This window comes from Providencia sp. PROV205, from assembly GCF_028479505.1.
In the GTDB taxonomy this organism is placed as follows: domain Bacteria; phylum Pseudomonadota; class Gammaproteobacteria; order Enterobacterales; family Enterobacteriaceae; genus Providencia; species Providencia huaxiensis.
Map to the genome: position 1 here is coordinate 191,469 of NZ_JAMPNU010000005.1, position 24,021 is coordinate 215,489.

Below are 24,021 nucleotides of genomic sequence, written 5' to 3' on the forward strand. Positions count from 1 at the left end.
TCTCCTTTCACTTGCGTATTTTGCTTGTTAATTTTTTGTAAGAGACGTGTCAATACTACTTCAATCTGCGTCGAACGCCAATGATTACTCATCTAAGCTTCAATGCCGATCGCATTTAACGTACTGTTTTATCTTGTAAGTTAATCGAATAACTCTTTATAAACACTTTTAAATCAATAAATTAATTTAAGTATTCTATTATTGAAAATAAATCAAACCGCGATGAAAAGTTGTCAAAGACTCATTTGAGCGAGTGACTTGATTTTGATTAAAGTACTTCCCTACAAAAAATAATATTAGCAAGTTAACTCAAATTAAAAATACGTTTTGCTCACACTCTCACCATCCAAATAAACTCATATGTACTTATTTTTAAATAGAAAATTGTTTTTATTGATTTAAATGTTTTTAAAGTTGTTAATTAAATATTACATCGCCATGAAAAAATACCTCCTAGGATCCAACCGTTAAATCTCCTACACTAGATGCGGTAAATAACCACAAATTATAAATTCTTATTGAATGGCCATGAACAGACCGAACACGAAATCCGTTTCAAAGAAAAACCGTTACTCACCGAGGCCTACCGCTTTAAAACATAAAGCTAAACGGGTTTCGGTTAGCTCGCAAGCATCAACTAAAATCATTTTATTTAACAAACCCTTTGATGTTTTACCTCAATTTACTGATGAACAAGGCCGCGATACATTAAAAAAATATATTCCAATCACCGATGTATACGCAGCAGGACGCCTTGATAGGGACAGTGAGGGGCTTTTAATTTTAACCAATGATGGAAAGCTACAGGCGCGTTTAACACAACCACAGAAAAAAACAGGGAAAATATACTATGCTCAAGTAGAAGGGATCCCTGATGAAGAGGCGCTGCTAAAATTTCGGCAAGGGCTGGTGTTAAATGATGGTCCAACGCTCCCCGCAGGCATCGAGTTAGTTGGCGAACCAGAATGGTTATGGCCAAGAAACCCACCTATACGGGAACGCAAAAATATCCCGACCAGTTGGTTAAAAATCACCTTATATGAAGGACGTAATCGGCAAGTCCGTCGTATGACGGCAAATATAGGTTTTCCAACACTTAGGCTAATTCGCTATCAAATTGGTGAATTTAATTTGGGAAATCTTTCAGTTGGCGAATGGAAGGAGGTAACTGTTGTTTAAACCTAATGTGACTGTAGCAACTGTCGTGCATGCTCAAGGCAAGTTTTTAGTCGTGGAAGAGTGGATAAATAACAAACCCACGTGGAATCAACCTGCTGGGCATTTAGAAGCGAATGAGACTATTTTGCAGGCCGCTGAACGTGAGTTGCTGGAAGAAACTGGAATAAAAGCCACACCAACGCAATTAATTAAAATTCATCAATGGATTGCCCCAGATAAAACCCAGTTTATCCGCTTTTTATTCGCCGTAGAACTTGGTTCCCTTTGTGAAACACAACCACAAGACAGTGATATTAGCGAATGCCACTGGCTAACGGCCGAAGAAATTTTACATAGCAGCTGCTTACGCTCGCCATTAGTTGCTGAAAGTTTGCGCTGTTTTCTCACAGGAAAGCATTATCCTTTAGATATCTTAACGGCTTACGGTGATCATTACCTTTAAGCCCTTAACTTCTGCTTGGTGAAATCTTCACCAAGCAATAATATTCCCCTCTAACTCTGGTGTAATGCGGGAACAACATGCTAAAGTATGGGGCTTGATTTTTCCGCAGTGAGATATTTCCATGTCAAATAATAGTACCATGTCAGATAACAGCCAAAAAAAAGTCATCGTCGGGATGTCCGGTGGTGTTGACTCCTCTGTATCCGCTTACTTGCTACAGCAACAAGGGTATCAGGTTGCTGGTCTGTTTATGAAGAACTGGGAAGAAGATGACGACACAGAATATTGCTCGGCTGCGGCTGATCTTGCTGATGCGCAAGCCGTGTGTGACAAACTGGGTATTGAACTTCATACCATTAATTTCGCTGCTGAGTACTGGGACAATGTTTTCGAACATTTTTTAACTGAATATAAAGCAGGTCGCACACCAAACCCAGATATCCTCTGCAACAAAGAAATCAAGTTTAAAGCTTTCTTAGAGTTTGCTGCTGAAGACTTAGGCGCAGATTACATCGCCACTGGTCACTATGTTCGCCGCCGCGATGTTGACGGAAAAAGCCAGTTATTACGCGGTTTAGATGGCAATAAAGACCAAAGCTATTTTTTATATACATTAAGCCATGAACAAGTTGCTAAAAGTCTGTTCCCTGTTGGCGAACTGGAAAAACCTGAAGTTCGTCGCATCGCTGAAGAAATTGGCCTGATTACAGCGAAGAAAAAAGATTCAACTGGCATCTGTTTTATTGGCGAGCGTAAATTTCGCGACTTTTTAGGCCGCTACTTACCCGCTCAACCCGGCCCTATTGTGACTGTCGATGGCGAAACTATTGGCCAACATGAAGGTTTGATGTACCACACTTTAGGTCAACGTAAAGGTTTAGGTATCGGCGGTACAAAAGAGGGGTCTGAAGAACCTTGGTATGTTGTCGATAAAGACGTTGAAAACAATATTCTTATCGTTGCGCAAGGCCATGAACACCCTCGTTTAATGTCTGTTGGGTTAATTGCCCAGCAGTTACATTGGGTTGACCGAAAAACAATGACTGAGCCGCTACGTTGCGTTGTAAAAACACGTTATCGCCAAGCGGATATTCCTTGTACTATTACCCCACTGAGTGATGAACGCATTGAAGTCGCTTTTGATTACCCAGTTGCGGCTGTCACTCCAGGTCAATCTGCTGTATTTTATATCGATGAAGTTTGTCTCGGTGGCGGTATTATTGAAGCCCGTATTCAGGAGTAAATGTGGCAAAAAACTATTATGACATTACGCTTGCTTTAGCGGGTATCTGCCAAGCAAGCGCAATGGTTCAAAAACTTGCACATGAAGGTGTTTGTCTTGAGAAAGACACTGAAACCATGGTCAATTGCCTCACCAATATGAATCCAAAATCCACTTTGGATGTCTTTGGTAATGATACCGAAAATTTAAAAACGGGACTCAGTGCCCTGTTAGGCATGTTAACAGGCGGCAACAGTGGTTTATCCGCTGAAATGACACGCTATATGTTAAGTATTATGGCACTCGAGCGTCGTCTCAATAAAAACCAAGAAGCGATGAACCAACTTGGCCAACGTATTGAGCAATTCGAACGCCAAGCTGATTATTTTGAGCCACTTTCTGAAGGTGTATTTAACGCGCTTGCGGGTATTTACGTAGACGTAGTCAGCCCTGCGGGACCTCGAATTCAAGTCACGGGCTCCCCCGATATTCTAAAGAATACGTTAGTTCAAGCAAAAGTTAGAGCCACTTTACTCGCAGGTATTCGCTGCGCGGTGCTTTGGCAACAAGTTGGCGGAAGTCGTATCCAACTCATGTTCTCTCGCAGTCGTCTGGCTAATCAGGCGAAAGATATTTTGTCTCACCTTTAAATCTGGAGTTGCTACCAATGGAATTATCCTCACTGACCGCTGTATCCCCGATTGACGGCCGTTACGGTGATAAAGTCAGCACTTTACGCACTATTTTTAGTGAGTTTGGTTTACTGAAATTTCGCGTGCAAGTTGAAGTTCGCTGGCTACAAAAACTGGCTGCAACCGCTCAAATCAAAGAAGTTCCTTCATTTGATGCTGACGCAATCGCTTACTTAGATGAAATTGTCGCGAACTTCGGTGAAAAAGATGCAATGCGTATCAAAGAAATTGAACGCACAACCAACCATGATGTGAAGGCCGTAGAATACTTCCTAAAAGAAAAAGTGGCAAACATCCCTGCTCTTCATGCCGTTTCTGAATTTATTCACTTCGCTTGTACTTCAGAAGATATCAATAACCTTTCGCATGCATTGATGCTGAAAACCGCTCGCGAAGAAGTATTACTGCCACAATGGCGTCAAATTATTGATAAAATCAAAACAATGGCTCATGAGTACCGCAATTTGCCGTTACTATCACGTACTCACGGCCAACCTGCAACGCCTTCCACCATTGGTAAAGAGTTTGCCAACGTTGCTTATCGTTTGGAACGCCAATTCCGCCAGCTACAACAAGTTGAAATTTTAGGTAAAATCAATGGTGCAGTTGGTAACTATAATGCACATATGGTCGCTTACCCTGAAGTGAATTGGCACGAATTTAGCGAAACCTTCGTTACGTCTTTAGGCATTCAATGGAACCCATTCACCACACAAATTGAACCTCATGACTATATTGCTGAGTTATTTGATTGTGTCGCTCGTTTTAACACAATCGTGTTAGATTTCGACCGTGATATTTGGGGCTATATCGCATTAAATCACTTCAAACAAAAAACAATCGCTGGTGAAATTGGCTCTTCCACTATGCCACACAAAGTAAACCCGATTGATTTTGAAAACTCTGAAGGTAACTTAGGGTTAGCAAATGCCGTCTTAGGCCATTTAGCAAGCAAACTTCCAGTTTCTCGCTGGCAGCGTGACTTAACGGACTCGACAGTATTACGTAATCTCGGTGTCGGCTTAGGTTATGCATTGATTGCTTATCAATCAACCATGAAAGGCCTAAACAAATTAGAAGTTAATGAACAGCATTTACTGGATGAATTAGACCAAAACTGGGAAGTACTAGCTGAGCCGATTCAAACCGTAATGCGCCGTTATGGCATTGAAAAACCATATGAAAAACTCAAAGAATTGACCCGTGGCAAACGCGTTACCGCTGAAGGGATGAAACAATTCATTGATAGTTTAGAATTGCCAGAGCATGAAAAAGCACGTTTGAAAGAGATGACACCAGCTAACTACATCGGTTACGCTGTCACTTTTATTGACGAGCTAAAATAGCCTCGATAGTGTCAAATTGGGCGGCTTCTAAGTCGCCTTTTTTAATTACCATTCTGAATTCCCCGTTCTATCCCTCATGCTAAATTATCTAGAGATAAATATAGATAAACTATTTTTTAGGTTCGTTTGATTTATATTTACTTAATCCCTTGTCGTTCTTCAGAACTCTTTTTACCATAGCGTATCTAGTGCTACTATCTGATAAATTGTAGCTATCTCTTTTCAATATGAGGGTTTCCGATGCGTATTCTTATTGTCGAAGACAATGCATTACTTCGTCACCATTTAACCGTACAGCTTAAAGAGCTTGGTCATCAGGTTGACTCCGCTGAAGATGCAAAAGAAGCTGACTACTTTTTACACGAAAGTTGCCCAGATATCGCAGTAGTTGATTTGGGCTTACCTGATGAAGACGGGCTTTCCATGATAAAACGCTGGCGTGGCGAGCACGTCAATATTCCACTTTTAGTATTGACGGCTCGGGAAAGTTGGCAAGAAAAAGTACAAGCGCTAAACAGTGGTGCAGATGACTACGTGACGAAACCTTTCCAACTAGAAGAGCTGGTCGCCCGTATGCAAGCTTTAATGCGCAGAAATAGCGGTCTCGCGTCACAAGTACTCGAATTAGGCAATTTCGTTATTGACCTCTCACGTAAAGAATTTACAGTTAACGGTGAAACCGTCAAATTAACTGCTTTTGAGTACACCATCATTGAAACACTGCTTCGCAACAATGGGAAAGTGGTTAGCAAAGACTCGTTAATGCGCCAGCTTTATCCAGATGCCGAACTTAGAGAAAGTCATACTATCGATGTTTTAATGGGCCGATTACGCAAAAAAATTCAACAATTCCATAGTGATGATGTGATTGTCACTGTACGTGGCCAAGGCTATCGTTTTGATGTGAATGGCTAATATGAAGCTACGTAAATTTAAGTTCAAGCCCCTTTCGCTACGAGCGCGTTTTCTCTGTGCAACATCAGCCGTGATCTTGGCGCTCTCTTTGTCTTACGGTATCGTAGCAATTTTGGGGTATCTAATTAGTTTCGATAAAACAACTTACACCCTATTACGTAGCCAAAGTAACTTAATTTACAGCCTAGCCCAATGGCAAAATAATAAAATTGATATTCGTGTTCCACCAAATTTCACGTTAAATAACCCTACTTTGGTTATTATTTATGATGAACAAGGTCTCGTATTGTGGCGCCAACGGGATGTACCTAGCGTTGAACGGCTGATCCGTAATGATTGGCTAAAAAAAGAGGGCTTATATGAAATTGATACGGACATTCGTGAAACTCGCCAACTCCTAGACGACAACCCCGAGTTCAACACAAAATTAGACGACATGGGTAATGACGACGAACCGCTTACTCACTCCGTGTCCGTTAACCAATATGCAGCAAGCGAAAACCTGCCGCCTCTCACCATTGTCGTTGTTGATACCCTACCACAAGACTTACAAAATACCGGGTTAGTTTGGGAGTGGTTTGGTTACGTTTTACTGGCTAACTTAATTTTAGTCATCCCTTTATTATGGTTGGCCGCTTATTGGAGCCTACGGCCAATTAAATCATTAGTATCACAACTCAGTAGCCTAGAAAAAGGTGAACGGGATGCACTGGACGAGAACCCACCGTATGAGCTTCGCGGCCTAGTACGCAACCTTAATATTTTGTTAACGAATGAACGAAAGCGCTACAGTAAATATCGCACCACACTTTCTGATTTAACACACAGTTTAAAAACGCCGTTAGCTGTTTTACAGTCGACATTACGCCTGCTTCGCTCAGGCAAACAAATGAATATTGAACAAGCTGAGCCTATCATGCTTGAACAAATTGGCCGTATTTCTCAGCAGGTTGGTTATTATTTACACCGTGCGTCAACGCAGGGTGATGAAAACATGATGCTACGTGAAATTTCATCTGTTCCATCAATATTAGACAGCCTTGCAAGTGCCCTACATAAAGTTTACCAGCACAAAGGGGTTTCTATTACGGTTAATGTTTCTCCTGAAATAACCTGGCTAGGTCAACCTAATGACTTCATGGAAGTGATGGGCAATATTATGGAAAATGCGTGTAAATATTGCCTTGAATTTGTCGAGGTTAGCGCTATTACGGGAGCTGATAGCTTAACATTAATTGTTGATGATGATGGTCCTGGAGTACCTGAAAGCAAACGTAGCTTAATTTTTGTTCGAGGGCAACGTGCAGATACGCTTCGTCCAGGCCAAGGTTTAGGCTTATCCATTGCCGTGGATATTATCGACCAATATGACGGGGAGATCACAATTAGTGACAGCCCTCTTGGCGGTGCTCGTTTATCCGTCACATTTAGGCAGCAATCTATGATTGAAGATAGTTAATCTGTGATATGTGTCCGTTTGCCCCCTATTTTACAAAGCATTTCCGGTATACTATTTGTGAAGTGTTTTATGAAAAGTCGTTTAGGGTGGCTAACTTGTTTACGCCCAAGATAAACCGTCACCCCATGTTTCTCATAAAGTTTATTTAGCATCATGCCATTCTATATAGGTCATTTTTCAGTATTAAGGCCGGGTATATTGCAATAAACAGATTAGCAATATTTAGCAGCTCCAAGGGACAATAAGATGGATTACAAACTAAATCTCGACTGGCAAAGTTTTCTCGACAGTCACTGGCAAAAGCGCCCATTGCTTATTAAAAAAGGGTTTGCGAATTTTATTGATCCTATCTCACCTGACGAACTTGCCGGTTTGGCAATGGAAGATGAGGTTGATAGCCGTTTGGTTAGCCATAAAGAAGGAATTTGGCAAGTTGGTCATGGCCCATTTGAAAACTATGAGCACCTCGGTGAAGAAAATTGGTCTATTTTAGTTCAGGCTGTTGACCATTGGCATCACCCAAGCTCTGCGTTGATGAAACCATTCCGTGTGCTTTCAGACTGGCGAATGGACGATTTAATGATCTCCTACTCGGTTCCCGGTGGTGGTGTAGGCCCTCACTTAGACCAATACGATGTGTTTATTATTCAAGGTGAAGGCCGCCGACATTGGCGAGTGGGCGAAAAAATCCCAATGAAACAACACTGCCCACATCCTGACTTACTGCAAGTGCAACCCTTTGATGCCATCATTGATGAAGAGATGGAACCTGGCGATATTCTCTATATCCCACCAGGGTTTCCACATGAAGGCTACGCCATTGAACCTTCATTAAATTACTCAGTTGGCTTTCGTGCACCAAATACTCGTGAATTAATCAGTAGCTTTGCTGACCACTTAATCTCTAACGATTTAGGTAGTTACCGTTATAGTGACCCCGATTTATCATTTCGTGATAACCCCGCAGAGATCTTGCAAGGTGAACAAATTAAGCTACGTGAGATGATGGGATCACTCATTAATGACCCTGAACTATTTCGTAAATGGCTAGGTGAGTTTATCTCACAATCACGCCATGAATTAGACATTGCGCCACCTGAGCCGCCTTATGAGCAAGAAGAAATCTATGATTTACTTAAAACTCAGCAAGAAACCTTATACAAATTGAATGGTCTTAGGGCATTGCGTGTTGGCGACCAATTTTTTGTGAATGGAGAATGCTTAGAAACTGAGTGTTATGAAGCCGCTGATAGCTTATGTCGCTATGATGCTGTTAATAGCCAACTTTTAGCTGATGCCATTGATGACGTTAATTTTATCGCACTGCTTACCGCACTCGTCAATAATGGTTACTGGTATTTTGATGATTAATCGGTACCTATAATATTAAATTTGTATTTTATGAAAGGCTCATTAATTATGGGCCTTTTCTTCAAAATAATCTTATTAGTATTATATAACATCTCTCTCCTCCCCATTAATAAAAACCGCTGACTGTAATTAAAATACCTTTATTAATAACTAAATTATTTATTTTAATATGTATTTCATTCCCCGTTCATATACTCCCATTATGAGTCTTACTTACCCATAAGCACGCAAAGATAAAGGACTTTATTTGATTCGATTCTAAACTCTTTTACTTCAATATCGCCAATTTTACACAGCATTAATTGCTTCTTTTAAAGATGATAACAACATGAACATAGAAACACTTTTGGCTTTATCATTGTTTTCCTTTGTGACATCCATAACGCCAGGACCCAATAATATTATGTTACTTGCTTCAGGCATTAATTTTGGATTTAGGAAAACATTGCCGCATTCATTTGGGGTATCAATCGGTTTTCTTATTATGCTCGTTGCAGTAGGGCTAGGTGTGGGCACATTGATCCAATCATCCCCTATGGTTTATTCGATATTAAAATATTTTGGAATTATTTATTTGTTCTGGCTTGCATGGAAAACGACTATTAGCCACTCAATTGCACAGACAAATAACCAAGAAATTAAACCACTAACTTTCTTAGAAGCAGCATTATTTCAATGGATAAACCCTAAAGCATGGATGATGGCGGTCTCTGGAATGGCGATGTATACCAATACAACTGCGCCCTATTTATCAATGTTGCAGGTCGCTATCATATTTGCAGCTATCAATTGGCCATGTGTTGCTATCTGGGCTATGTTTGGAAGTAAATTAAGAGAAAGGCTAAAACAACCTAAGACATTAAAGCGATTTAACTTAGTCATGGGAGTTTTACTGGCACTTAGTGGTATTTCTGTATTATTTCAATAACAACAGTAAGAGTGCTTATTGTTATAAGCACTCTTACTTCTCAAAAATATCACGATTGCCGTGCGTGAATAGCCGTTAGCTCCGCAATACGCATGATCACACTAACAGCCTGCTCCATACCTTCTTGTGTTATAAATTCGTGTTTACTATGGAAATTATAACCACCTGTAAAAATATTTGGGCACGGTAAGCCGCGATGTGAAAGCTGAGCACCGTCGGTACCACCACGAACAGGTTGAATAACGGGCTCAATGCCACAATCAAGCATTGCTTGTTTCGCTAATTCAATAACATGTGGGTACTTCATGACCTCTTTATGCATGTTATAATAGGTATCATCAAGCGTCAGTTCGATATAACAGCTTGGATGTAGCCCTTCGCCAACTTTTTCAGCAATTCGAATGATATTTTTCTTCCTAGCTTCAAAGCCTGCTAAGTCAAAATCACGAATAATATAATTCAACTCGGCCTTTTCTACTGTCCCTTTTAACGATGTTAAATGATAAAACCCTTCATATCCTTCTGTATTTTCAGGTGTTTCATCAGGAGGTAACATCGAGTGAATACGATTCGCTAGCCCTAATGCATTGACCATCACCCCTTTGGCTGTACCTGGATGAGTGTTATTACCAACAATTTTAATCGAAACATTGGCAGCATTAAAATTTTCATACTCTAATTCACCAACACCACCACCATCGACGGTATAGGCCCACAATGCATCAAATTGTTTAAAATCGATATGGCGAGCCCCGCGTCCTATCTCTTCATCAGGAGTAAATGCAAGACAGATTTTACCATGCGGAATATTCTTTTCCTTTAAGCGTACTAATGCTGTAATGATTTCTGCAATACCCGCTTTGTCATCGGCACCGAGTAAAGTTTTACCATCGGTCATAATCAGGGTTTTGCCAATCATTTCATGGAGTACCGGAAACATCACAGGGGATAGCACTTCATCACCAATACCTAACGCAATATCCCCTCCTCGATAATTTTCGAGTATTTGTGGACTCACGTTTTTACCTGAGAAATCAGGCGCTGTGTCTAAATGTGAAATAAAACCAATCGTTGGAACATCCCAACTAACATTTGATGGCAAATAGGCCATCACGCAACCTTGGTCGCTTAGTGTTATTTTTTCAAAACCTAATTCGTTCAGCTCATTAACTAATGCACGGGCAAACTTTAACTGTCCCGCACTGCTCGGTACTGTTTTTGCGTTTAGTTTTGACTGTGTGTCGAAAGCGGTATATTCAAAAAACCGCTCTAAGAGTTTGTCCATACCCTTCCCCCTAAAATATTAATGCTCATATTATGGGAAAGATCACAGATTCAATTATTGTCTCAAATCAGCTTTCCTGTTAATGCTCACTATTTTTATGATAAATCTTTAATAAAATTTATTTTTCAGCCTATTTTTTTATTGATTAACTATTATAGTCACAATCAGCACATATAATTAATAAAGCTAATAATCAAATTATATTAATTAGTAGGTTGTTCGTTATTTGTTACCTAAAAACACTCCATTTGGTTAACTTTCACTCACCCACTACACAGATCATCAATTATTAAATTGAAATAGTGTGCTATATATGATGTCTAATTTTTTATTTATTAGCTAATTAATAAACAAAACGAAATTTTACTCGTTAATAGGAATGTTCATGTCAAAAACATGTTTAATTTATGGTGTCAGCAAAGGCTTAGGCAAGGCATTAGTCGAAGGATTTCCTGAAAAAGTAGACCATATTTATGGTGTTTCCCGCTCAAAACCTCCTTTTGAACAAACTAATTTTACGTGGATCCCTGCTGATTTAAATGACATTAATAGTGCAAATGCCATTAAGCATGTTATTCAAAATCAACCTATTCATACTTTAATTTATAACGTTGGCATATGGGAAAAACTGGCGTTTAATGAGGAGTACCAATTTGAATCGACTGATGACATAGAGTTACTCAATATGGTTCAAACCAATATAAGCGCTTGTTTATTAAACTTAAAAGCGCTTTTACCTAATTTGCGCCTAGCAAAAAACAGTAAGATTATATTGATTGGTTCCACATGGGGTTTAGATAATCATAATGGCAAGGAAGTCACCTTTTCTGCCACCAAATATGCCCTCAGAGGAATAGCTCAGTCATTAAGAGAAACTCTGCGAGAAGATAAAATAGCAATATCAGTCATAAACTTAGGTTATCTAGCAACTGAGTTCCCATTAACTGTTTCTGTCGATGAAGTCATTGAAAGAAGTGATGGGCAATTAATCCCATTACAAGATGTTGTCAATGCCGTACGCTTTATCGCCAATACCAGCAATGCAACTTGCGTCAAAGAAATTACAATGCCCGCTATGATGGATACGAATGTCTAATCTATAAGAGAAAACAATGCGTTTTCCCTTATATTGCCATATATTGAAAGCTTATTGCGTGGTATTCGTTGTCTGTAACTCAGTAATAAGCTTATTAATATATTCAACAACGACTTTGCTAGCTAAACCATAGTGTTTTTCATCGAACTCACTTTCCACTTGGCTAGGCTCTAAATTAAGTTCTACCGTATGGGCCCCATGTAATTTTGCCTCATGGACAAAACCTGCAGCAGGGTAAACATGGCCAGACGTCCCAATAGAAATAAAAATAGTCGCCGATTCAATGGATTGATAAATATAATCCATGCCAATTGGCATTTCACCAAACCAAACAATGTGAGGTCTTAGCGGTTGAGGAAATTGACAACAATGACAACGATCATCCGTGGATAAATCCCCTTTCCACTCCAATACTTGATTTGACCAATTACAGCGAACTTTTAATAGCTCTCCATGCATATGGATAACCCGCTGACTCCCCGCTCTTTCATGCAAATTATCTATATTTTGCGTAATTAACAAAAAGCGGTCACCAAAAAGTTCTTCAAGCTGTGCAAGTGCATAGTGAGCAGCATTAGGCTTAATATTTTCTTGCTGTAACTGCCGACGCCGCTCATTATAAAAACGTTGTACTAATTCAGGATCACGCTCGAAACCTTCAGGAGTAGCGACATCTTCAACGCGATGCTCCTCCCATAACCCATCCGCAGAACGGAATGTTTGGATCCCAGATTCAGCTGAAATTCCAGCCCCCGTCAAAACGACGATATTGACATTTTTCATGTTATCCAATCTATTATCTATATAAAAAGACCGGTTACGAAGTCGCTGGCGGCGTATACATTTATTCTTACGAGCTTTTTTTAACCTATAACGAAATCGCAACATCAAAGCTTCCTTTCATCCATATAACCAATAAATTTATACCGTATTAAATATTAATTGTTTTCTATCATGTCATTACGACATGAATTTATAAACCTTGATTGTTTGAAATTATTTAAAACAATCAAGCTCAAGTGTGTATTTTATTGGCATATTAACCATTTCCTTACCATAACTGATGACATTATCTAAATGTTAACATACTAAAACGCATCATCATGCTGAATGCAAATAAAAATATCGAAGGTATCGATTTTGTCACTTTTTGTTCATGAAAATGACATCATATCTTCATAAATACGCCATAAAACCGACACAATGGGAAAACAATAAAAAAACCTTTCTCGTTCACTCTGAGTGCAGTTAAAATACGCCTCGCAGATTTTACTGTGTTATTAACTCACCACTACAAGGGATTTCATGGAAAAGTTTTTTGAAAGAGCGATGTATGCTTCACGTTGGATTTTAGCGCCTATCTATTTTGGGCTTTCACTGACACTATTGGCTTTAACCATTAAGTTCTTTCAAGAGCTGTACCATATTTTGCCAAATATCTTTTCAATTCCTGAAGCGGACTTAATTTTGACGCTATTATCATTGATTGATATGGCATTAGTCGGTGGGTTATTGGTGATGGTGATGTTTTCAGGTTATGAGAACTTTGTTTCCCAAATGGATATTCCTGACAGCAGCGAAAAACTCGGCTGGCTTGGAAAAATGGACGCTTCATCATTAAAAAATAAAGTCGCGGCTTCCATTGTTGCAATTTCCTCAATTCACTTGTTAAAAATCTTCATGGACTTAAAAGGTGTCTCAAATGACAAACTAATGTGGTATGTCATTATCCATTTAACCTTTGTATTGTCTGCATTCGTTATGGGTTATCTAGATAAAATGACAAAAAAATAAACAGTAAAATTTATTTTCAAAGTGCCTAATCTCCACAGATAGGCACTTATCTGTTGGCTAATCTTATCTTTATTCCCCTCTTCATTTTCCGCGTTGTGTTACCATCACTGTCCTGAATACCAGTAGCAAGGATACTCAACATGAGCCAACATTTTGTCGGCAAATATGAAGCTGAGATTAAATTTCAATTACCAGACCCTGACACTTTTTTGTATAAAATAAGAGCCGACTTAGCTGAACCCTTTACGGAAAATAATACAGAAACAGATTATTTCTATGAAAACCCGCATTTACCACTGGCCGACAATAACGTCAGCATGTATGTACGTGAAATGGTGCCATCAGGCATAAAATTATGGATAGTTAAAGGCCCTGGGGTTTCTGAATGCAAAGCCATTAATATTGATGACTGCCGCCATGTACAAAACATGTTGACGACACTGGGATACCATTGCTACTTAACCACGACAAAGGTAAGAAGTATTTATTTTCTGAATGACATACACATTACAATTGACCATCTTAGTGGGATCGGTTGGTTTGCTGAGTTTGCCATCATGACTGATGAGCAAGATTTACTTGATAGTTTATATAAAAGGTTGATGGCGACGGCCAAAAAGTATGGATTTACAGAAGAAATGGTCGAAACTCGCAGCTATAGACACATGTTTTTAACTGCACAGTCATCAAATAAAGAGCCAATAAATTTTTAGCGCCATCCCCTAAAAATAATTAGCTCTTTACCCCTAATAACTATTGGCCGCTCAGGATCCGTGCTGGGTCTAACTTACTCGCTCGGCGAGCCGGATACCAGCTGGCTAGCAGGCTTAATATAATGGTTGTAATTAAAACATAAACCACATCCATAACATGCAATTCAGAAGGTAAAAAATCAATAAAATAGACATCGCCGGATAAAATTGGATGGCCAACAATAGCCTCTATGACCTTGATCATTGACGTTAAATTTAATGATATGGCGACCCCAAGTACTGCGCCAATCAAAGAACCAACAAGGCCACCCAACAAACCATACCATAAGAAAATAGCGCGGATTTGCCTATCTTTTGCCCCTAAGGTTCGCAATACAGCGATATCACTACTTTTATCTTTAACGGCCATAACAAGCGTAGAAACAATATTAAAACAGGCAACACCGATGACTAAGATCATAGCTAAGTACATGATACTTCTAACCATTTGAATATCATTGTACATGTAGCCATAATCACCAATCCAACTTTTTACAACAACATGATGCATAGTTTTCAAACCTGCATCATAAACGACTTGATCGGCAATAAATGGGTCTGTGGCTTTGATTTCAAACCCTGTCACACCATCCCCATAGTCGAGGTATTCCTGTGCATCGGCGAGTGGAACAAGAGCCAATTGGTGATCTAGCAGGCCACTAAGTTTAAAAACCCCTGTCACCTGCACACGAATACGCTTAGGTTGCTGAATTTTTAAGCTAGCATCCGTATTTGGGATCATGATTGTCACCCAATCCCCAACCTTCACATTCAATGCATCAGCCACACCTTGGCCTAAAATAATCGATTGTTTACCCGCTTCAAAATGCTGCCAAGCGTCATTGAGAATAAACTGTGGTAATGCGCTGACTTGTGGCTGAGTCTCTCGTGAAACTCCCATCACTTGGATTGCTTTTAAATTTGCGCCACGCTCAAGCAACCCAGTAAAATTGATGTAAGGGCTAACGCCTTCTACACCCGGTGTTTTCCGAATAACTTGCTCAGCAAATTCCAAATCTTTATAAGGAGGTTTAACTGCATATATTTGCCCATGGGGAACGACAGATAATACACGGTTATTTAATTCACGCTCAAAGCCGTTCATCGCGCTCAAACCGATAATGAGCACCGCAACCCCGAGAACAATACCCAACGTTGAAACTATCGAGACTAACGAGACCATCCCAGTTCGACGTCGGCCACGGCTGAAACGTAGCGCCGTGAGTAGTGAAAGAGGCAATTTAGACATTACCGAGCCCCCAAGGTAATTTCCTGCTGCAAATGCCCATCACGCATTTCCAATTGGCGAGATAACCGGCGAGCCAGTGTCATATCATGAGTGACCACTAAAAATGCGGTCCGCTGTGTTCGGTTTAATTCCCCCAGCAATTCAAAAATGGCGTCTGCATTACGTAAATCCAGATTACCTGTCGGCTCATCGGCTAAAACCAATGCTGGCTCATTCACTAACGCCCTTGCAATAGCAACACGCTGACGCTCTCCCCCTGATAATTCAGAAGGACGATGCCCTGCCCGATGTGCTAGCCCGACGGCTTCTAGCATTTCGGTCGCTTTCGAAAATGCTGTTTCTTTCGCAACCTTGCCAATTAATAAAGGCATCGCCACATTCTCTAGGGCGGTAAAATCCGGTAAAAGATGATGAAATTGGTAAATAAAACCTAAATCTTTATTACGAATAGCCGCACGTTCATCTGAGGATAATTGATTAATATGCTGCCCACGAAAAATGACATTCCCTTCTGATGGGGTATCTAGGCCACCCAGTAAATGTAATAAGGTACTTTTACCTGAACCAGAACTTCCCACAATGGCCATCATTTCCCCAAGCCCCATGGAGAAACTGACATTTTTCAACACTTGCGTCGACAATGTCCCTTCTTGATATGTTTTACTTAAATTTTCACAGACCAGAAGTGGTTGTTTATTCATAACGTAAAGCCTCAGCAGGTTGAACCGCTGCTGCACGCCAAGAAGGATAAAGCGTTGCCAGCAGAGAAATCAGCATTGCACTCAGTGCAATAATTAAAATACCAGAGTAATCAAGCACAATAGGTAAAGAGACACCTTTGGGTAATAAACCAATCAGCGGCATAATGATATTCAGTTGACTAGACAGTATTGTGCCTAATATTGTGCCGATGAGTGAGCCAATCACCCCCGCCCCTGCACCTTGGATCATAAATATCATTAAAATACGCCAACGTTTGAGACCAAGGGTTTTTAAAATAGCCACTTCACCTTGCTTTTCCATCACTAACAATGATAGCGAGGTAATAATGTTAAATGCCGCCACTGCGATAATTAAGCTGAGCAATAAGCCCATCATATTTTTTTCCATGCGAACGGCTTGGAAAAACTCCCCTTTACGCTCTCGCCAATCTTTCCACACTAAGCCGTCTGGTAACGTTTGCTGACTCAGAACGTCAACCTTTAAAGGTTCATCCAAATACAAACGCCACCCAGTAATGTGCCCTGTTGGATAACGTAGCATACGTGCAGCATCTTGCTGTGCGACAACCAATTCGCTCGTATCCGCTTCCCCATTCGTTTGGAAAATACCTGCAACGGTAAATAAACGCTGACTTGGAATACGCCCCATCGGTGTTAACTGACTCACCCCAGGAATAATTAAGCGAACTTCATCACCACGTTTTACGCCAAGCGTTTCAGCCAGTTTGTTTCCCAGAAAAACATTATAACTGCCTTCTTTAAGGTCACTACGTTGCCCAACAACCAGTTTATCCAATAACAGCGAAGGTTCTTCGGGTTCAATCCCCCCCATGACACCAACGCCAACATTGGTTCGGCTTTGTAGTACCACATCAGATTGCACAATAGGTGCGACATGGCTAACACCGTTTAAATGCTGTAGATCGGTTATTGGATATTTTGCTGGGTCTATGTTTCCAGAGGCAGAGGTTAAAATTGCCTGCGGCATATAAGCAAGTATGCTATCTTGTAAAGATCGCTCGAACCCATTCATCACTGAAGTGACGGTTATCAATGCCGTCACCCCCAGTGTGATGCCAATAGCAGATAAACTGGAAACGAAACGCCCAAATTTATCTGCAGCGCGCCCACGTAAATAACGTAGGCCTATAAATAATGAGACAGATTGGTGCATGAAATCTATGATGCCCCTGTTGCCAAAGCGAAGTGTTCAGCGATAATAAAGGGTACGATTGATGAATGGAACCACTCGATGGTTTTTTTTCTGCTTTGGATGCCTTTTTGTCTGACTTTCAGACGAATTACGGGTTAAAACTGATTGTTTTGTTCCGAATTTTGTAGTTTAACTATTCATTGATTAACTTAACTATTTTTCGTACAAAATTTGGCTATGTTTGTGCTAACTCTTGTTTAACCGCTTACTAATCGCTGTGAGATACCGAAGATTTCTATGTTGTCAAAATTTCGTTATGAACTCCCTAGTCGTAGTGGCGATGTTCGCCATTTAGGTTGCCTTATCGGGGCGGCTGGTGCACTTGAATGTGGAGAAATAATACAACGTCATCAAGGGCCTGTTATCATCGTGACACGTGACATGCAAAATGCATTACGTTTAAAAGATGAAATTCAACAGTTTACACAACACCCTATAGAGACACTTTCTGATTGGGAAACATTGCCATATGACAATTTCTCCCCCCACCAGGAAATTATTTCTCATCGTTTATCGACCTTGTACCGCTTGTCCAGTTTACAAAAAGGCGCGTTAATTCTTCCCGTCAATACACTGATGCAAAAAGTCTGCCCTGCTGACTTTTTAACCAGTCATGCCTTGGTGATGGCAAAAGGTGATAAACTTTCCCGTGATAACTTACGCAATGAGCTCGATAACGCGGGTTACCGTCATGTAGAACAAGTTTTAGAACATGGCGAATATGCAACACGCGGAGCGCTGCTCGATTTATTTCCAATGGGAAGTTCATTACCGTTTCGTATTGATTTCTTTGATGATGAAATTGATAGCTTGCGAACTTTTGACGTTGACTCGCAAAGAACCCTCGAGGAAGTCGAGCAAATTAATTTACTCCCAGCGCATGAGTTCCCGACCGATAAAGACGCGATTGAACGTTTCCGCAGCCAATGGCGCGAGCGTTTTGAAGTTCGCCGTGACCCAGAACATATTTACCAACAAGTCAGTAAAAACACCTTACCAACGGGGATAGAGTATTGGCAGCCTTTATTCTTTGCACAGCCTCTGCCCTCTTTATTTGAATATTTACCGCCATCAAGCTTAATTGTTTCGCAAAGCTTACAAGAGGCCGCTGAACGCTTTCAGGTTGACACCCAGCAGCGGTATGAAAGCCGCGGTGTCGACCCAATGCGCCCATTGCTCCCGCCATCTGAACTCTGGCTAACCGTTGAACAACTTAATCAATCGTTAAAAAACTGGCCACGTATTCAGTTATCTCCCGAGTCTCTGCCCAAAAAAGCGGCAAATACCAATTTAGATTATCTGCCATTGCCTGATATCAGCACACAAGGGCAAAGCAAAACGCCACTCGAAAAATTGCGGCAGTTTACTGAACAGTTCGATGGAACTATCGTCTTTTCTGTCGAAAGCGAAGGCCGACGTGAAACCGTTACCGAACTATTAGCTCGTTTAAAAATTCGCCCTGAAATTATTCAAAGCTATACTAGCCCTGCGGACAACCGGTTTGCCATCACCATTGGGGCCGCTGAACATGGCTTTATTCAGTCTGATATCCATAAAGCACTAATTTGTGAAAGCGATTTACTTGGAGAGCGTGTTGTTCGCCGTCGGTCAGACAATCGCCGCGCCATTAATACCGATACCCTCATTCGTAATTTAGCTGAGTTACGCACTGGGCAACCTGTTGTGCATATTGAGCATGGTGTGGGTCGTTACCAAGGGCTCATTACCTTAGAAGCGGGCGGAATTAAAGCTGAATATTTAATTTTAACCTATGCGGGTAATGATAAACTGTATGTTCCTGTTTCTTCACTCCATTTAATTAGTCGTTATGCCGGTGGTGCGGATGAAAATGCCCCATTGCATAAATTAGGCAGTGATAGCTGGGGACGCGCACGTCAGAAAGCCGCAGAAAAAGTACGTGATGTTGCGGCCGAACTTCTTGATATCTATGCACAACGAGCCGCTAAGGCTGGCTTTGCATTTAAGCATGATAAACAGCAATACCAAGAGTTTTGTCAAGGTTTTCCATTCGAAACAACACCTGACCAAGAAGCCGCCATCAATGCTGTTCTCAGTGACATGTGCCAGCCATTAGCGATGGATCGTCTCGTTTGTGGCGATGTGGGCTTTGGTAAAACCGAAGTGGCAATGCGAGCCGCATTCCTTGCGATTAATAATAACAAGCAAGTTGCCGTGTTAGTCCCCACGACACTACTTGCACAGCAGCACTATGATAACTTTAAAGATAGGTTTGCTAACTGGCCTGTTCGCATCGAAATGTTGTCACGCTTTAAAACAGCGAAAGAGCAACAACAAATTATTACCCAGACCGCTGAAGGCAAAGTGGATATTCTGATTGGTACCCACAAGTTGCTACAAAGTGACTTGGTATGGAAAGATTTAGGCTTACTTGTCGTCGATGAAGAGCACCGCTTTGGTGTCCGTCATAAAGAACGGATCAAAGCCATGCGTGCAGACGTTGATATCTTAACACTCACTGCCACACCTATCCCTCGTACGCTCAATATGGCCATGAGTGGTATGCGTGATTTATCTATCATCGCCACACCACCCGCGCGCCGCTTGGCCGTAAAAACCTTTGTACGCCAATATGATGACTTAGTTGTCCGTGAAGCAATTTTACGTGAAACCTTGCGTGGTGGCCAAGTTTATTACCTTTACAATGATGTTGAAAATATTGAAAAAGCAAAAGCACGCCTTGAAGAGTTAGTCCCTGAAGCGCGTTTTGTTGTTGGCCATGGTCAAATGCGTGAGCGTGAATTAGAACGCGTAATGACAGATTTCCATCATCAACGTTTTAATGTATTGATATGCACAACAATTATTGAAACGGGTATTGATATACCGACGGCTAATACCATTATTATTGAACGTGCTGACCATTTCGGGTTAGCGCAACTCCATCAACTACGTGGCCGAGTGGGTCGTTCTCACCATCAAGCCTATGCATACTTGCTCACCCCGCATCCAAAAGCCATGACCACCGATGCACATAAACGCCTTGAAGCCATTTCTTCACTGGAAGATTTAGGTGCTGGGTTTGCTTTGGCAACTCATGATTTAGAAATTCGTGGCGCTGGCGAATTACTCGGTGAAGATCAAAGTGGGCAAATGACCACAATTGGTTTTACCCTCTATATGGAGCTTTTAGAAAGTGCTGTTGATGCGCTAAAAGAAGGTCGTGAGCCTTCACTAGAAGATTTAACTAGCCAACAAACAGAGGTTGAGTTACGTATGCCTGTTCTGTTGCCTGACGACTATATTCACGATGTGAATATTCGCTTATCTTTCTATAAGCGAATAGCTAGTGCAAAAGACAGCCAAGAACTCGACGACTTACGTACAGAGCTAATCGATCGTTTTGGTAGCTTACCTGATGCAGGTAAATTCTTATTAACGAATGCAGCTATTCGATTACAAGCTCAAGCCCTTGGTATTAAACGGATTGAAGCCCATGAAAACGGTGGGTTTATTGAGTTTAGTGATAAAAATAAAGTCGACCCAAGTTTCTTAATAAGCTTATTACAAAACCAGCCACAAACTTATCGGTTAGATGGCCCTGTTCGACTAAAATTTTTCCATGATTTAACCGAAAGAGTCTATCGATTAGAGTTTATTAAGCAATTACTCACTGGGTTTGAAGAACATCAAATCATCTAGATTTAACACTGTAAAATGATAAAGGCGACACTCATGTCGCCTTTATCATTATAATATTTATATAAAAAGGTTATTCCATAAAGCCAAATGTATTTTTGTTCGGTTGCAATTCTAAGACGACTGATGCGTTTCTTGTGACTGGTAATTCATTTTGCTGTAGACAATAAAATGGTAATAATCCTTTTATATCACTGCGAATGGTTTCACATACTGAATTAGATGATGTTAGCACTAAGCGCCCTTTATCATCTAAAGGAATAAACATTGATGGTTCATAGGATGTTCTAACTTTCCCAATGGTTTTACCAATTTGGTACACGACATCATATCCAACAACAACTAATTCCATTTTTTGTGTCTTAACACAAGTTTGATTTTGCATATCAAACAGAGATGGAAAGCCTTTCCCTTGTAGCGCTTCAATCATGAAAATCATTTTGCATTCGCTTTGCGCAGGATGAAAACGAGAAAGAGACTGTTGGTTAAAAGAGCCTAAAACCCCTGTTACTGTACAATTTTCATACTCAACAAGGCGATTGGATTGAATTGGTTCAACAGACAAAACCGTAGCCAATTTAGTTTCGGGGCCTCGGTTGAATAAAGTCACGAGCAAGACAATAAGGAGTGCCACTACAGTTGCTAATAACAACTTAAATTTTAGCTTCATCGTGTTAACCCTTATTAAAATATGCTGTATCTATTGTAACCACTACTCAGAATAATTCGATAATTACGTACTAATCGTATTGTTTTTTAGAATTATCTTAAGTCATCATCAAAAAACGGTTTATTATAACTGTTTTAGAAAGTAGAAACTTTACTATTAGTGTACTTTCTTACATCCATTTAATTAAGTCCATTTAATCATTAATAATCAAGTAGATACAAATAAAACTAATTCATTTTTAACTTTTCGTTATATAAACAAATTTATACCTTAATTATTTACACTTAAGGTATTCAATATTCTAATCACTCATTCAATATTAATTACTCGGTTTATGTTTCATTTGGATATAATATATGCATAAGTGATAATGACAATATAATCGATATTTAATATATTACTTTTGATCTAAATAGTTTTTCTAAGCAATATTTAATACAGATAAGTCTTGACAGATTAAGTTAATATATTTTATTAAAAGAGTATTTATCATTATAAATATAAAAAATAATGCACCTGTTATACGAATATATAGGTGCATGTCGATAATAAAACCAGATTAAACAAGTGGTTATTAGCAGATTAGTGCAATTTCAACTTCGGTCGAATAATTCTGTTAATACTGCCAACAAGCATCATTAGCCCAGTTTTAATATAACCGTGCAATGCGATTTGGTGCATACGGTATAAAGAAATGTACACAAAACGCGCAATGCGCCCTTCTACCATCATATCCCCACGCATTAAGTTGCCCATCAAGCTACCAACAGTACTGAAGCGCGAGAGTGAAACTAATGAGCCATGGTCTTTATAAACATATTCTTTTAAAGGTTTATCTTTCATTAACGCGACAATATTGTCATAACATAGACTAGCCATTTGATGGGCTGACTGAGCCCTTGGCGGTACGAAGCCCCCTTCTGGCTTAGCGCAAGACGCACAATCGCCAATGGCAAAAATCATATCATCACGAGATGTTTGTAACGTTGGTTTTACCACCAATTGGTTGATACGATTTGTTTCTAACCCAGCGATATCTTTCATGAAATCAGGTGCTTTGATCCCAGCAGCCCAAACCATGAGATCCGCATGAATTTTACCATCCTCTTTCGTATTCAAACCATCTGCATCAGCGCTGGTTACCATGGTTTTCGTCAATACATTCACACCTAACTTATTAAGTTCTTGATGAGCTGCACTTGAAATTCGAGGGGGTAAAGCCGGCAGAATACGTTCCCCTGCTTCGACTAATGTGACATTCAATGCATCAGTATCTAACCCTTTGAAACCATAACTGGTCAGTTGCTCAACTGCGTTATAGAGTTCTGCTGATAACTCAACTCCCGTTGCACCGCCACCAACAATAGCAATATTAACGCTCTCTTCTGCGTTATCACGGACTGAATAACGTAAAAACAGATTTAGCATTTCATCGTGAAAACGGTGCGCTTGGTGTGGGTTATCTAAGAAAATACAGTGTTCTTTAACTCCAGGAGTACCGAAATCATTCGAAGTACTGCCTAATGCCATCACTAAAATATCGTACTCTAATTCACGCAAAGGGACTAATAATTCGCCATGCTTATCATAAAGTTCACCGAGAACCACTTTTTTATTTTCACGGTCAATATTGGTAAGCGAGCCTAATTGGAAATTAAACGCATTATGGCGGGCATGGGCCAAATAGCTTATCGCATCGACGCCATCATCTAACGAGCCTGTCGCAACTTCATGTAACAACGGTTTCCATAAATGACTAGGGTTGCGATCAACCAAGGTAATTTGTGCGCGTTTCTTACGGCCTAGCTTGCGGCCTAAACGTGTTGCCAGTTCTAATCCACCAGCACCACCGCCTACAACGATGATTTTGGGTTGAGATAAGGTCATAAATCCCTCGAAACAAAATATATTAATGTTATTTAAGGTTTCTCATTTAGAAAAACCTTATATAACAATAATTAGCCACAGTTCCTTTCATTCCAATTAGAATATCATGAGTGGTCTATTG

At 40.2% G+C, this 24,021-nt stretch carries 20 protein-coding genes; 13 read left to right on the plus strand and 7 right to left on the minus strand.

Annotation, left to right across the window (positions count from 1 at the left end; all coding sequences use genetic code 11):
* The first annotated feature begins 522 nt into the window (after nucleotides 1-522).
* From rluE to PR800_RS05925, 9 genes are all read left to right on the plus strand, one after another.
* Nucleotides 523-1,179 carry a 23S rRNA pseudouridine(2457) synthase RluE gene (rluE, locus tag PR800_RS05885; protein WP_407072550.1) on the plus strand — a complete coding sequence of 219 codons (657 nt, stop codon included), beginning with the start codon at nucleotides 523-525 and terminating at the stop codon, nucleotides 1,177-1,179.
* Nucleotides 1,172-1,621 carry an NUDIX hydrolase gene (locus PR800_RS05890; RefSeq protein ID WP_102137751.1) on the plus strand — a complete coding sequence of 150 codons (450 nt, stop codon included), beginning with the start codon at nucleotides 1,172-1,174 and terminating at the stop codon, nucleotides 1,619-1,621. The genes rluE and PR800_RS05890 overlap by 8 nt, the downstream gene beginning before the upstream one ends.
* Nucleotides 1,622-1,760: 139 nt before the next feature.
* Entirely contained in the window at nucleotides 1,761-2,864 is a 1,104-nt protein-coding gene (mnmA, locus tag PR800_RS05895) for a tRNA 2-thiouridine(34) synthase MnmA (protein WP_102137807.1), read from the plus strand.
* A 2-nt stretch (nucleotides 2,865-2,866) separates the two neighbouring features.
* Nucleotides 2,867-3,493 (plus strand): high frequency lysogenization protein HflD, encoded by a 627-nt coding sequence (gene hflD / locus PR800_RS05900; RefSeq protein ID WP_102137750.1) that lies wholly within the window; start codon nucleotides 2,867-2,869, stop codon nucleotides 3,491-3,493.
* A gap of 17 nt (nucleotides 3,494-3,510) precedes the next feature.
* A complete protein-coding gene (gene purB / locus PR800_RS05905) occupies nucleotides 3,511-4,881 on the plus strand; it encodes an adenylosuccinate lyase (protein WP_102137749.1) in 1,371 nt (456 codons plus the stop codon).
* Nucleotides 4,882-5,121: 240 nt separating this feature from the next.
* Entirely contained in the window at nucleotides 5,122-5,796 is a 675-nt protein-coding gene (gene phoP / locus PR800_RS05910; protein WP_125891179.1) for a two-component system response regulator PhoP, read from the plus strand.
* Nucleotide 5,797: 1 nt separating this feature from the next.
* Complete coding sequence (phoQ, locus tag PR800_RS05915) at nucleotides 5,798-7,255, plus strand: two-component system sensor histidine kinase PhoQ (RefSeq protein WP_181490123.1); 1,458 nt, start codon at nucleotides 5,798-5,800, stop codon at nucleotides 7,253-7,255.
* Nucleotides 7,256-7,501: 246 nt separating this feature from the next.
* The gene (locus PR800_RS05920; protein WP_102137746.1) at nucleotides 7,502-8,626 is read left to right on the plus strand and encodes a ribosomal protein uL16 3-hydroxylase; all 1,125 of its coding nucleotides are present in this window, start codon (nucleotides 7,502-7,504) and stop codon (nucleotides 8,624-8,626) included.
* 328 nt (nucleotides 8,627-8,954) lie between these two features.
* A complete protein-coding gene (locus tag PR800_RS05925) occupies nucleotides 8,955-9,554 on the plus strand; it encodes a LysE family translocator (protein ID WP_166264667.1) in 600 nt (199 codons plus the stop codon).
* Between the two features lie 49 nt (nucleotides 9,555-9,603).
* On the opposite strand, the gene pepT is transcribed toward PR800_RS05925, so the two are convergent.
* Nucleotides 9,604-10,839, minus strand: coding sequence for a peptidase T (gene pepT, locus PR800_RS05930; RefSeq protein ID WP_166264665.1), 1,236 nt, complete (start codon nucleotides 10,837-10,839; stop codon nucleotides 9,604-9,606).
* Nucleotides 10,840-11,224: 385 nt separating this feature from the next.
* Between pepT and PR800_RS05935 the strand changes: the two genes are divergently transcribed.
* A complete protein-coding gene (locus PR800_RS05935) occupies nucleotides 11,225-11,935 on the plus strand; it encodes an SDR family oxidoreductase (protein WP_166264663.1) in 711 nt (236 codons plus the stop codon).
* Nucleotides 11,936-11,986: 51 nt separating this feature from the next.
* Here the strand turns inward: PR800_RS05935 and cobB are convergent, their stop codons facing one another.
* Complete coding sequence (cobB, locus tag PR800_RS05940; protein WP_102137806.1) at nucleotides 11,987-12,820, minus strand: Sir2 family NAD+-dependent deacetylase; 834 nt, start codon at nucleotides 12,818-12,820, stop codon at nucleotides 11,987-11,989.
* 420 nt (nucleotides 12,821-13,240) lie between these two features.
* Between cobB and PR800_RS05945 the strand changes: the two genes are divergently transcribed.
* Nucleotides 13,241-13,729 carry a TIGR00645 family protein gene (locus PR800_RS05945; RefSeq protein WP_102137742.1) on the plus strand — a complete coding sequence of 163 codons (489 nt, stop codon included), beginning with the start codon at nucleotides 13,241-13,243 and terminating at the stop codon, nucleotides 13,727-13,729.
* Between the two features lie 140 nt (nucleotides 13,730-13,869).
* Nucleotides 13,870-14,442, plus strand: a complete 573-nt coding sequence (locus PR800_RS05950) for a class IV adenylate cyclase (protein WP_206276362.1) — start codon at nucleotides 13,870-13,872, stop codon at nucleotides 14,440-14,442.
* Between the two features lie 40 nt (nucleotides 14,443-14,482).
* Here the strand turns inward: PR800_RS05950 and lolE are convergent, their stop codons facing one another.
* Genes lolE through lolC form a run of 3 tightly spaced genes read right to left on the minus strand, consistent with a single transcriptional unit; the run spans nucleotide 14,483 to nucleotide 17,626 of the window.
* A complete protein-coding gene (lolE, locus tag PR800_RS05955; RefSeq protein ID WP_206276361.1) occupies nucleotides 14,483-15,730 on the minus strand; it encodes a lipoprotein-releasing ABC transporter permease subunit LolE in 1,248 nt (415 codons plus the stop codon).
* Nucleotides 15,730-16,431: a lipoprotein-releasing ABC transporter ATP-binding protein LolD gene (lolD, locus tag PR800_RS05960; RefSeq protein WP_125891188.1), complete on the minus strand. Its 702-nt coding sequence runs from the start codon at nucleotides 16,429-16,431 to the stop codon at nucleotides 15,730-15,732. Before lolD ends, lolE begins: the two co-directional genes overlap by 1 nt.
* Nucleotides 16,424-17,626 carry a lipoprotein-releasing ABC transporter permease subunit LolC gene (gene lolC, locus PR800_RS05965; RefSeq protein WP_102137738.1) on the minus strand — a complete coding sequence of 401 codons (1,203 nt, stop codon included), beginning with the start codon at nucleotides 17,624-17,626 and terminating at the stop codon, nucleotides 16,424-16,426. The genes lolD and lolC overlap by 8 nt, the downstream gene beginning before the upstream one ends.
* 276 nt (nucleotides 17,627-17,902) lie before the next feature.
* Here lolC and mfd point away from each other — a divergent pair, with 276 nt between their 5' ends.
* Complete coding sequence (gene mfd / locus PR800_RS05970) at nucleotides 17,903-21,346, plus strand: transcription-repair coupling factor (protein WP_102137737.1); 3,444 nt, start codon at nucleotides 17,903-17,905, stop codon at nucleotides 21,344-21,346.
* 70 nt (nucleotides 21,347-21,416) lie between these two features.
* Here the strand turns inward: mfd and umoD are convergent, their stop codons facing one another.
* Both umoD and PR800_RS05980 read right to left on the minus strand, forming a co-directional pair.
* Nucleotides 21,417-22,013: a UmoD family flagellar biogenesis regulator gene (umoD, locus tag PR800_RS05975; protein WP_102137736.1), complete on the minus strand. Its 597-nt coding sequence runs from the start codon at nucleotides 22,011-22,013 to the stop codon at nucleotides 21,417-21,419.
* A 582-nt stretch (nucleotides 22,014-22,595) separates the two neighbouring features.
* Nucleotides 22,596-23,900, minus strand: a complete 1,305-nt coding sequence (locus PR800_RS05980; protein ID WP_004253300.1) for an NAD(P)/FAD-dependent oxidoreductase — start codon at nucleotides 23,898-23,900, stop codon at nucleotides 22,596-22,598.
* Between the last annotated feature and the right edge of the window lie 121 nt (nucleotides 23,901-24,021).